The 11,452-nt window shown below is 42.7% G+C and carries 10 protein-coding genes; 7 read left to right on the forward strand and 3 right to left on the reverse strand.

Features of this window, described 5'->3' with window-relative positions; genetic code table 11:
* The first annotated feature begins 23 nt into the window (after window positions 1–23).
* Window positions 24–752 (forward strand): NAD(P)H-flavin reductase, encoded by a 729-nt coding sequence (locus CYL31_RS18740; RefSeq protein ID WP_212916652.1) that lies wholly within the window; start codon window positions 24–26, stop codon window positions 750–752.
* 96 nt (window positions 753–848) lie between these two features.
* Here the strand turns inward: CYL31_RS18740 and CYL31_RS18745 are convergent, their stop codons facing one another.
* Window positions 849–1,121 (reverse strand): YfcL family protein, encoded by a 273-nt coding sequence (locus tag CYL31_RS18745; RefSeq protein WP_212916653.1) that lies wholly within the window; start codon window positions 1,119–1,121, stop codon window positions 849–851.
* Window positions 1,122–1,213: 92 nt separating this feature from the next.
* Window positions 1,214–2,764, reverse strand: a complete 1,551-nt coding sequence (gene mqo / locus CYL31_RS18750; RefSeq protein ID WP_430010744.1) for a malate dehydrogenase (quinone) — start codon at window positions 2,762–2,764, stop codon at window positions 1,214–1,216.
* A gap of 342 nt (window positions 2,765–3,106) precedes the next feature.
* On the opposite strand from mqo, the gene CYL31_RS18755 reads away from it, so the two are divergent.
* The gene (locus CYL31_RS18755) at window positions 3,107–3,508 is read left to right on the forward strand and encodes a CBS domain-containing protein (protein WP_212916654.1); all 402 of its coding nucleotides are present in this window, start codon (window positions 3,107–3,109) and stop codon (window positions 3,506–3,508) included.
* 24 nt (window positions 3,509–3,532) lie between these two features.
* Here CYL31_RS18755 and hslO read toward each other — a convergent pair whose 3' ends face one another.
* Window positions 3,533–4,408: an Hsp33 family molecular chaperone HslO gene (gene hslO / locus CYL31_RS18760; RefSeq protein ID WP_212916655.1), complete on the reverse strand. Its 876-nt coding sequence runs from the start codon at window positions 4,406–4,408 to the stop codon at window positions 3,533–3,535.
* Window positions 4,409–4,666: 258 nt separating this feature from the next.
* On the opposite strand from hslO, the gene CYL31_RS18765 reads away from it, so the two are divergent.
* From CYL31_RS18765 to CYL31_RS18785, 5 genes are all read left to right on the forward strand, one after another.
* Window positions 4,667–6,592, forward strand: a complete 1,926-nt coding sequence (locus tag CYL31_RS18765; RefSeq protein ID WP_212916656.1) for an ABC-F family ATP-binding cassette domain-containing protein — start codon at window positions 4,667–4,669, stop codon at window positions 6,590–6,592.
* A gap of 149 nt (window positions 6,593–6,741) precedes the next feature.
* Window positions 6,742–7,737, forward strand: a complete 996-nt coding sequence (gene hemB / locus CYL31_RS18770; protein WP_212916657.1) for a porphobilinogen synthase — start codon at window positions 6,742–6,744, stop codon at window positions 7,735–7,737.
* Window positions 7,738–7,882: 145 nt separating this feature from the next.
* Window positions 7,883–10,102, forward strand: a complete 2,220-nt coding sequence (gene ppk1 / locus CYL31_RS18775; RefSeq protein WP_212916658.1) for a polyphosphate kinase 1 — start codon at window positions 7,883–7,885, stop codon at window positions 10,100–10,102.
* A 254-nt stretch (window positions 10,103–10,356) separates the two neighbouring features.
* Window positions 10,357–11,094: a substrate-binding periplasmic protein gene (locus tag CYL31_RS18780; RefSeq protein ID WP_212916659.1), complete on the forward strand. Its 738-nt coding sequence runs from the start codon at window positions 10,357–10,359 to the stop codon at window positions 11,092–11,094.
* A 108-nt stretch (window positions 11,095–11,202) separates the two neighbouring features.
* The coding region (locus CYL31_RS18785; RefSeq protein ID WP_212916660.1) for a transposase at window positions 11,203–11,452 on the forward strand (250 nt) is incomplete at its 3' end.

An 11,452-nucleotide genomic window follows, 5' to 3' on the forward strand; every position in this document is an offset into this window, starting at 1 on the left:
TGACTAATATTGGAGTCGTTTAAATGAAAGAAATTACCGCGACGGTAAGTGCTGTTGAATCAATCAACCAAAATGTATATCAGATTACCTTAAAGGTAGATGATCTAACATTTGAAGCTGGCCAATATCTAATGGTGGCACTACCAACAGGCGAGCAAGTTCCTTATTCCATCGGTAGTGCACCGCATGAGCTGCCATTTTTGACACTATATATTCTTGTTTCAGATTCTGCATCTCTTGCCAGTAAAGTCGTTGAACACATTAAGTCCAACAATAGCATTACAATAAAAGCACCAGGTGGAGACTGTCATATTGCCAATGGCGTTCTAGATTCTAATCCAGAAAATATCTTATTGATTGCTGGTGGAACGGGGTTTGCTCAAATAAAAAGCCTGTACAGCCATTTGGTCGAGCAAAATTTTACTGGTAATGTGTCATTCTACTGGGGGCTAAGAACCTCAGAAGATGTCTTTGCTCAGGGCTGGCTAGAAGAAGCACACAAGTACACACCTTTTACATTAGATGTCATAGTGAATGAGAAAGGCGATGAATGGCACGGACGAAGCGGCTGGTTATACGAAGCGGTTTTAGCTGATCATCCAGATCTCAGTAAAAGCGCAGCTTTTATCAGCGGATCTGTTGGCATGGTGTATGGCACGCTTGACCAGTTGGAACTAAAAGGTCTTAGCAAAGAAAACTGCTTTTCTGACGTTTTTGCATATGCACCACACCCAGATAAACCAGTACTCTAATACTATTTATTGATATAAAAAGTGATGGATAGCAAAAGGGAGCAGCCAGCTTATTTGGTGCTCCCTTTTTATTATTCAAGCAGAGGCAATAAACTATTAAGCCGCTGTGGAAATTACTGTTTCCCACAATGCTTTAATGTTTTCTTGATCACCGTCTGTTACGCCTTCGGCTTCCAGTGTATCTTGTAAGACTCCAGTGAAAGCATGATCAAACTCTTCTCGCCCTTCTCCTTCTGTACTACTATGCAAGCCCAAAAGCCCTAGAAGATAAGCGCAGTAAAATAGCTGATCACCTTCTTCTGCTTGATGCTCCATGTCTCGCAATCTGTCACACAACTGATCTGCGCGGTCAGCAAAGGTTATTGTCATATTCAATCTCACAATGGTGGTATTAATTTAATCTACAAAAAAGCTGGGGATTCCCAGCTTTTGAAAAATGTATTCTATCAAGGTAAGTTACGTTAAGGCTTTAATTTTAGAGTCTCTAATGTGTTCGCTCGAATAGAAAGAAGTAAGTCGGTATTTTCTACCAATGATTCACCGTAAGAAGGCACCATTTCTTTCATTTTCGCTTGCCATTCAGGCGACTCGACACGCTCAGGGAAACAACGTTCTAGAATACCAATCATGGTATTCACTGTTGTTGAAGCTCCAGGAGAAGCACCTAACAAAGCGGCAAGAGAACCATCTTGAGTCGTAATTGCTTCGGTTCCGAATTCTAGCTTACCGCCTAGTTTCTCGTCTTTCTTAATGATCTGAACTCGTTGCCCAGCGTACGCAAGCTCCCAATCTTCATCCTTTGCATCAGGAAAAAACTGACGCAATGAGTTACAGCGGTCTTTATGAGATTGCATAACTTCACTAATCAAGTAGCGAGTCAGGTCCATGTTGTTTTTACCAACGCTTAACATTGGTTTGATATTGTCGAAGCGAACACTCTTCGGCAAATCAAAAAATGAACCTGTTTTTAGAAATTTCGTCGTAAAGCCAGCAAATGGACCAAACAAGATAGCTTTTTTGCCATCAATGATACGTGTATCCAAGTGCGGTACAGACATAGGTGGTGCACCAATAGGCGCAGCGCCATAGACTTTGGCAAAATGCTGTTCAACCAATTCCGGTTTTTCACACACTAGCCACTGACCGCTAACAGGGAAACCACCAAAACCTTTGCCTTCCTGCACTTCTGCTTTTTGCAACAAAGGCAAAGCACCACCGCCGGCACCTAGGAAGACAAATTTTGCGTCGATGGTTTTGCGAGCGCCATTCTGCTCAATCTCAACGTCCCAGCGGCCGTCAGATCGTTTTTGTAAATCTTTAACTTCACAATTAAGGTTTAACTCGAAGTTGTCCAAGCCTTCTAAATGCTTACTCATATTACGAGCAATAGCACCAAAGTTTACATCAGCACCATGTTCAACACGTGTTGCAGCAAGTGGTTCACTGTCATTACGGTTATTCATAATAAGAGGCATCCATTCTCTCATTTTTTCACGGTCTTCCGTATATTGCATTTCTCTAAAAGCAGGATGTGCACTCATTGCAGCATGGCGAGCTTTTAGCATGTCGACGTTACGCTGCCCCCATACAAAACTTTGATGTGGCACACGATGAATAAACTCCTGAGGCGCTGGCATCAAACCTTGTTTTACAAGATAAGACCAAAACTGAAGACTGATTTCAAAGGCAGCGTTAATAGTGACAGCTTTATCAATATTGACAGAGCCATCAGTATTTTCAGAAGTATAATTAAGTTCGCAGTATGCAGCATGGCCCGTACCAGCATTATTCCAGCCATCGGTACTTTCCTTTGCAATACTCCCTAAACGCTCAACCATTAATATGGTCATGCTAGGGTCCAGTTGCTTTAGTAACACTCCTAGGGTGGTACTCATGGCACCACCCCCGACTAGTAAAACGTCTACAGAATTTGAGGTCATATGATTTCGCCGTGTCATAGCCAATTGTGAATTTGAGAGTGATGCAGAAAAAGGGCTTTTGACCAGCAGCAGTATGTCAGAACACACGACTTTACTTTCTCCACCCTCTCATCAGAACGCCTTTGCTCGTATGCCGAAAGTACATAGAAAATCAGCTTAATAAGGGATTCTGAGCAGGTGTAAATCAATTATACGGATTTTAAAAATAATGTCTTGAGACCTTAGTATAAGAATGTAGATATATTCACATTTTCACTTTCACGATAATGCTCATTTTATTGACTTTAGCGACAAGAAAGACGATGTTAACAACATTAAGAAAAAACATGCTTCGATTTCGCTGTTATATTAAAAAAATAATGTTCAGTATAAATATACTAAATTCTATATTTTATGTACTGAGGGAGTGTGCCTATGAAAGCACAAGATATCATGGTGAAGAATGTCATCTGTGTCGAAATGGATGAGCGCTTACCTAATGTCAGACAAATCATGGAAACGAATGGTTTTCATCACCTACCAGTAGTTGAAAAAGGCAAACTGGTTGGCATCATTTCAGATAGGGATCTGTTGCGCCTAATCAGCCCTTTTATTGATAGCGTTTCAGAGCAACCTAGAGACTTAGATACGTTAAACCGAGCTGCCCATCAAGTAATGACACGACAACCGATTGCGGTCAAAGCAGAAACGCCTATTGAAGACATTGTTGCTTGGCTAAAACGAGTAGACATTTCCTGTCTTCCAGTGACGGACGACGAAGATCATGTCATTGGTATTATTTCGTGGCGTGACCTTGTCAATCACGCCACATTTTAGTTTTAGCGTCTATTGTATTTTAAATTAATGGGTTTTGGCTTGATCACCCAGTAAATCAACCAAATCGTCTTCAGTAAATTCATACTTTTCTGCACAGAACTGGCAGTCGACCTTCACGCTACCTTGTTCGATAAGAAGCTCGCGAATCTCTTCAGTGCCTAAAGACATAACAGCGTCTAAAGTACGCTGACGAGAACAAGAACAACCAAACTGCATTACTTTTGTATCGTACAAGCGAACTTCTTCTTCGTGGTACAAACGATGCAGCAACTCGCCTGTTTCAAGGCCAAGTAATTCATCTTCTTTCACGGTAGAAGCTAAATGAGTCAAACGTTCCCAAGCATCTTCGTCGCCTTCTTTTGCCTGCTCTTCTGGCAAACGCTGCAAAAACAAACCACCACATTGTGCACCATTAGCCGCCAACCAAACGCGACTTGGTAACTGTTCAGACTGAGAGAAGTACTGCTCAAGGCATTCAGACAAAGTATCACCAACAATTTCTACAATACCTTGATAACGCTGACCATTACGTGGTTGGATAGTAATTGCCAAGTAACCGCCTTTAAGCACATCTTTTAAAGAAATAGTCTCAGGCACTTCTTGGTTGTCATCCCATTGAGCAATACCACGAAGGTTTTGCTGCTCGTCACATTCCGTCATCAAGGTCGACAGAAAGCCGTTGCCTTTGGCTTGAATAGACAATACTCCATCTATTTTGACGATGTCTCTTAATAGCGCAATCGCAGCAACAAACTCACCAAGAAGTTTTTCAAGCGCTAGAGGGTATTCTTTACGTTTGATGATTTCTTGATAAGCGTCATTCAGTAACACTCGTTCACCACGAACATTACTATTATCAAAGGAAAAACGCTGTATTTCATTGATGGTTACATTGTTCACAAAGCACACCTTGTTCAGGCTCAAAGCCTGACTAAAAGAATTCAAATTAATATTACAGCCATTTTACCCTTGAGCTGATCAATCATCCACTTTAAAACCGTCATTAACTGGGGATATGTAATGGGAATATGCACGCTTGCTATTTCGTTTAGTCTAGCAGCACTCTAAAATGTTCAGCATTACGTTTTCTATTGAAACGACGATTAAAACGGCCAACATCATTTCTCATTAATTAGAGATAAGAGATTCCTAGTTTTTATGATCCAATTTACTGAAGTTAGTTTACAGCGCGGCACTCAGTTCCTACTTGAAGATGCCAGCCTCACCATTTTTGAAGGCCAGAAAGTCGGCCTCATTGGTGCCAATGGCGCAGGCAAATCCTCCTTATTCGCCATGATCAAAGGCGAGCTACATGCAGACACCGGCGAAGTTGTTTTACCAGGGCAACGACGTATAGCCTTTATGGCTCAGGAAGTGGAAGAAACACAACGCAGCGCATTGGATTATTGCCTAGATGGTGATGACAGACTCAGAGAAATAGAACGAAATATTGCAAAAGCACAAGCAAGCGGAGACGATCACGCTCACGCCAGCTGGTTAGGTGAATATGAAAACGCTCATGGCTACACGGCGCAATCAAGAGGCGAAACACTTCTTCAAGGTCTAGGCTTCAAAATGACAGACATGCAAAGACCCGTGTCTGACTTTTCTGGTGGCTGGCGAATTCGCCTTAACCTTGCCAAAGCTTTAATGTGCCCTTCCGATGTACTCTTGCTCGACGAGCCAACCAACCATTTGGATTTGGACGCTGTCATGTGGCTGGAGAACTGGTTGCGCCAATACCCCGGCACCTTATTATTAATTTCCCATGACCGCGATTTTTTAGATGGTATTTGTAGTCACATAGTTCATCTCTATCAAAAGCAATTGGTGCTTTATAAAGGTAACTACTCGGATTACGAACGCCAACGCGCTGAACACTTGGCACAACAACAAGCTAACTACGAAAAACAACAAGAGAAACGCGCTCATCTACAACAGTATGTAGACCGCTTTCGCTATAAAGCCGATAAAGCCAAGCAAGCTCAGAGCCGCTTAAAAATGCTCGAAAAGATGGAAATTATCGGCCCAGCCCATATCGACTCGCAATTTGAGTTTACGATTCCGGTTGCCGAAAAAACCTCTCAGCTGTTGGTTAATTTATCACAAGCTGATTTGGGTTATACATCCGAATCTGGCGCAAAAACCATTCAGCTTGGTAATACCAACTTTGCCCTTCGAGATGGGCAACGCATTGGTTTACTTGGCCCGAATGGCGCAGGTAAATCGACTCTAATCAAATCCATTGTTGGCGAAATCAGCATTTTGGCTGGTGATCGCATCTTGGGAGAAAACCTAAAAATCGGTTATTTCTCACAGCATCAACTCAGCGCCCTCGACTTAGAAGCTTCGCCGTTACTGCATATTCAACGACTCACACCAAAAGTACTTGAAAACGATATTCGTCGTTATTTAGGTGGCTTTGGGTTTATTGGTGACGATGCATTGCGTGCGGTAAAAGGCTTTTCAGGCGGCGAAAAAGCGCGTTTAGCCCTGTCGTTAATCTCTTGGACCAAACCAAACTTATTGGTACTCGATGAGCCAACTAACCATTTAGACATCGAAATGCGTCAAGCATTAACAGAAGCCTTGCAAGAGTTCCCTGGCTCCATTTTATTGGTATCTCACGATAGACATTTGCTTAACAGTACCGTCGATGAATTTTACCTTGTTGCTGACCATCAAATCCAAGCGTTCGATGGTGACTTGCCGACTTATCATGCATGGTTACAAGCAAGACAAGCCAGCGCAGCACAACTTGAAAAAGGCGAGCTAGCAGGAGACAAACTCGATAAAGTGGATCGCAAGGAAGAACGACGTAAAGCCGCTGAAATGCGCGAAAAATTACGTCCGCTTCACAAGCAGATCGAGAAGTATGAAAAGGCGGTTCAAGCAGCACAAGAACACCTTGATCGCATTGCTGAAGCGATGGCTGACCCCAGTCTTTATGAAGCCGATCAAAGAGAAAAATTACAAAGCTTGTTAAGCGACGAGGCGAAATGGAAAAAAGCTCAAGCGGAAAGTGAAGAAGCTTGGTTCGAGGCACAAGAAGAATTGGAAGAAGCCGAGGCGCAACTCATCTAAACTCAAACAAAAAAAGAACGGATAAACAAAGACTAAGTGCTATAAATCCGTAAAGTTTTGTCTTAACACAAAGCTTTTAATCTGGCACTGACTTAATATTGTAACAATACTAAAGTACATTCATACACAGCGAAAAGGAGAGATATTGGATGACATTTCCATACACTCGTATGCGTCGCATGCGTAAAAATGATTTTTCTCGCCGCCTGATGCGCGAACATCGCCTTACTGCAGACGATTTAATCTACCCAATGTTTATTATCGAAGGCAATAATGTGCGTGAAGCCATTCCTTCCATGCCAAACATTGAACGCCTTTCTATCGACCTACTTTTAGAAGAAGCCAAAGAACTTGTCGAATTGGGCATTCCTACGATCGCACTCTTTCCCGTTGTAGAAAATGATAAAAAGTCCTTGCTAGCCGAGGAAGCTTATAATCCAAATGGTTTGGTACAACGTGCTGTTCGTGCCTTAAAAGAATCTTTTCCAGAACTTGGTGTACTAACAGATGTTGCGCTAGATCCTTATACCACTCACGGTCAAGACGGCATTATTGATGAGTCAGGCTACGTGCTGAATGACATCACCGTCGACACTTTAGTTAAGCAAGCGCTTTCACATGCCCAAGCTGGCGCAGACATAGTTGCACCATCTGACATGATGGACGGGCGCATTGGTGAAATCCGTGATGAACTTGAAGCCGAAGGCTTTATTAACACGCTTATCATGGCATACGCCGCCAAATACGCTTCGGCATATTATGGTCCATTCCGTGACGCGATCGGCTCAAGCGGCAACCTTGGCAAAGGCAATAAATTTACGTATCAGATTGACCCGGCTAACTCCAACGAAGCCATCCGCGAAGTGATGCTAGATATAGAGGAAGGCGCGGATATGGTCATGGTAAAACCTGGTATGCCTTATTTAGACATCGTACGCCGAGTAAAAACAGAACTTAAAGTACCAACGTTTGCTTATCAAGTAAGCGGAGAGTACGCGATGCACATGGCCGCCTTTCAAAATGGCTGGCTAGATAAAGATACGGTAATGATGGAATCACTCCTAGCATTCAAACGCGCTGGTGCAGATGGCATCCTGACTTACTTTGCAAAAGATGCAGCACGCCTGCTGAAAACTAAAAGCTAACGGCTTTTAGTAAAAATAAACACACAGAATCGGTGACCAGCAGGCTGCGTTGGTGTAATTTGTTAGTATATGCCTACATACTGTAGGCAAAGGAACAATGATACCAACAACACAATAAAACGGTATTTAGAGAGAATTAAAGCGCATGTCTGAGCAGTCGGTGAACGAAATAGATAAAAAAGAAACCATTCCTAGTCCACCTTTAGAGTTGGACGCAGAGCTTGTTTTAGAACCCATTCCGGAACAACCACAAGATCCCAATAAGGTTGCGATTGAAGAGCGCCTACCTGAAGAGATTGATCTAGCTGATCCAGAACTCTACTTCAACCGCGAGTTAAGTCACTTACAATTTAACGCGCGCGTTCTTGAACAAGCCATGGATGAAAACCACCCAATTTTAAACCGACTGATGTTTCTGTGTATCTTCAGCTCAAACATGGACGAATTCTTCGAAATACGCGTCGCAGGTTTAAAAAGCCAATTAGAATACAGCCGTGAAAAGAATGGCCCTGACGGCATGCACCCTAAAAAAGTGCTTGGCTTAATTAGCGAACACGCTCATAAATTAGTACGTCGTCAATACCGCATTCTCAACGACATTATTTTGCCCAAACTGGCAAATGAAAACGTTAAGTTTATTCGTCGTACTGTATGGAATGAAAAACAAGCCGCTTGGGTAAAACGCTACTTCCGTGACAATGTATTGCCCATCATCAGCCCTATCGGCCTCGATCCGGCACATCCGTTCCCAAGACTAGCGAACAAGACCTTCAACTTTGTTGTTGAACTGGAAGGTCGTGATGCCTTTGGCCGCGAAAATGGCCTTGCTATTGTTCCGGCACCAAGCTCGCTACCGCGCTTGGTAAAACTACCAGATGACGTTTGTGAAGGGGGAGATAATCTAGTTTTTCTTTCTTCTATCATTCATGCCCATGCTGATCAATTATTCCCAGGCATGACAGTCAAAGGCTGTTTCCAATTCCGCCTTACCCGTAATGCCGATTTAGAAGTAGACTCCGACGATATTGGTGTTGACTTGGCTGGTGCATTACGCACAGAGTTACAGAGTCGTCATTACGGCAGCTCAGTGCGATTAGAAATCGCCGAAAACTGCCCACTTCATATCGTCGATTCTTTGCTTAAGCAATTTGATTTAGAACAGCAAGATTTGTATCGGATAGATGGTCCTGTAAACCTTAGCCGTCTTATGGCAGTGCTAGAACTCGTTGACCGTCCCGACCTGATGTACCCTCCTTTTTCACCAGGTTTGCCAAGAAAACTCGCTAGCTCTGGTGGATTATTCGAGGCTATTCGTCAGCGCGATTATCTACTGATGCACCCGTTTGAAAGTTTTTCGCCTGTTATCGACTTATTAAGTGAAGCAGCGAAGGACCCAAGCGTTGTTGCCATTCGTCAGACGCTATACAGAACTGGGTCACGCTCACCGATTGCCAACGCATTGGTTGAAGCTGCCCGTAACGGCAAAGAAGTCACCGTGGTCATCGAATTACGTGCACGCTTTGACGAAGCTGAGAACTTAGCCTTAGCAAGCCGCCTACAAGACGCTGGTGCCATTGTTGTCTATGGTGTCGTAAGACATAAAACCCATGCGAAAATGATCCTGATCGTCCGTAGAGAAGGCGCAGACCTGACTCGCTATGTTCATCTAGGAACTGGGAACTACCACGCAGGTAATGCCCGTCTTTATACCGATTATAGCTTTATGACCTGTGATAAAGAGATTGGCGACGATGTACATCGCGTATTCCAACAACTCACTGGCATGAGCAAAGAACTGAAGGTCAAAAAACTATTACATGCTCCATTCACCCTTCGCGATCGCTTGCTGGAAATGATTAATAGAGAAGCGGAAAATGCCCTCAATGGTGACCCTTCTCGCATCATCATTAAAGTGAACTCTTTAACTGAGCAGAGACTTGTTCAATCACTCTATAAAGCATCCCAAGCGGGCGTAAAAATAGATTTAATTGTTCGTGGAATCTGTACATTACGTCCAGGTATCAAAGGCATATCGTCTAATATTAGGGTACGAAGCATCATAGGACGGTTCCTAGAGCACACTCGTGTGTATTACTTCTATAACAACCGCAATCCACAGGTTTATCTATCTAGTGCTGATGGCATGGACAGGAACTTAAATAATCGCATTGAAGTAGCCTTTCCTCTTCAGGACTATAAACAAACGCGCCGAGTGAAAAAGGAACTTGAATATTACCTAACAGATAATACTCAAAGCTGGATTTTACAAAGCGACGGCTCATACCAGCTATCCAAACCTAGAAAAGGCGAATACCGCAGCGCACAACGAGCATTACTTAGTGAATTAGCCGATAATACTCGATAATCCACAAAGCGCTCATATACATAAAGCCCAGCATCAGACTGGGCTTTTTTGTGCATAAAAATAGAGTTTATCCCCAAGTATTACGAAACACCGACACTATCAAGCCTTCACATACTGTCACTTTAATAGAGTGATAATCATTTTTCTTGTCTGTCTGTGAATACGACCATCCTCTATCTATTCACGACAACTGTATATAGAATAATCAAAAATGTGCATAGAATGAGTTAAAATCATACAAAAGAGGCACTCTTATGAAAAAGATCCAAAAGTTCTTTTCAGCTTTAATTATTGCACTCCCTCTTACAGCACAAGCCCAAACAGTAGAACTAACGACAATGAACTGGCCACCATTCTATGCAGAAAGTTTAGAGAAAGGCGGCTTCATTACAGCTATTGTAGAAGAAGCACTTGCTGAATCAGGTTATGACTCTACAATCGAATTCACAGGCTGGCAAAACGCATTGGACAACGCAAAAAACGGTGACAAAGACGCTATTGTCGGCGGCTACTATTCCGAGGAAAGAGCGAAAGAATATTATTTTTCAATCCCCATCTACACGGTTCTAGCAGGTTTAATCAAAAAGCCTGACTTCCCTCTTACTAATTATTCTTCATTTGAAGAGCTTGATCAGTACACTATTGCAAAGTTGAAAGGCACTGTAATCGGAGAATCATTTGATAACTTCCCATTTACAAACCTTAAAGAATACGCAGAAGTTTCTGATGCAATTAAAGCATTAGATTCTGATGAAGTTCAGCTGTACGCAGACAGTTTAGCCGTCGCAAAAGAAGCAGCTAAAGCCGCAGGCATTGATGGTTCCCAGCTACAGATACTTCTTCCCCCTCTAGAAGAAAATGATCTATACCTATTGATAGCAAAGTCAGCACCAAACGCGGAAGAACTTCGTGATGCTTTTAATAAAGGCTTAATATCACTTCAAGCTTCTGGACGTTACGACGAAATCTTAACGGAATTCAATCAGCAGTAAGATGCTTACCTGATATCCAACAAGCCCTAACAGCATAGCTATCAGGGCTCCAAACGACCTGAAGTGACCCCCAATAGTTGGACAACCAATATTGGGGGTTCTTTTTTTATGTCAAAGTACAGTCGCACTTTTAAAATTGCATTAGCTCAACAATGTCTTGATGGTGTTTCATCACCAAGGGTTCTTGGAAAACAGCTATCCATTCCATATAGTCAGATTCGCTATTGGAGCAAGGTCTATAGCTTCAATGGTGAAGAATCGTTTCTACCGCCAAAATTTCCTCGTACCGCTAAAAATAAGGCTGATATCCTTAAAAGAATGTGGTCAGAAAATTGGTCATTAACTTACACAAGTGCCT

Source organism: Marinomonas sp. A3A (assembly GCF_018336955.1).
Taxonomy (GTDB): domain Bacteria; phylum Pseudomonadota; class Gammaproteobacteria; order Pseudomonadales; family Marinomonadaceae; genus Marinomonas; species Marinomonas lutimaris.

What these genes read in the sequence shown, in the direction of transcription:
- CYL31_RS18740 (WP_212916652.1), top strand. Translation starts at nt 24, where the DNA reads ATGAAAGAAATTACCGCGACGGTAAGTGCTGTTGAATCAATCAACCAA.
- CYL31_RS18745 (WP_212916653.1), bottom strand. Translation starts at nt 1,121, where the DNA reads ATGACAATAACCTTTGCTGACCGCGCAGATCAGTTGTGTGACAGATTG.
- CYL31_RS18755 (WP_212916654.1), top strand. Translation starts at nt 3,107, where the DNA reads ATGAAAGCACAAGATATCATGGTGAAGAATGTCATCTGTGTCGAAATG.
- CYL31_RS18765 (WP_212916656.1), top strand. Translation starts at nt 4,667, where the DNA reads ATGATCCAATTTACTGAAGTTAGTTTACAGCGCGGCACTCAGTTCCTA.
- hemB (WP_212916657.1), top strand. Translation starts at nt 6,742, where the DNA reads ATGACATTTCCATACACTCGTATGCGTCGCATGCGTAAAAATGATTTT.
- ppk1 (WP_212916658.1), top strand. Translation starts at nt 7,883, where the DNA reads ATGTCTGAGCAGTCGGTGAACGAAATAGATAAAAAAGAAACCATTCCT.
- CYL31_RS18780 (WP_212916659.1), top strand. Translation starts at nt 10,357, where the DNA reads ATGAAAAAGATCCAAAAGTTCTTTTCAGCTTTAATTATTGCACTCCCT.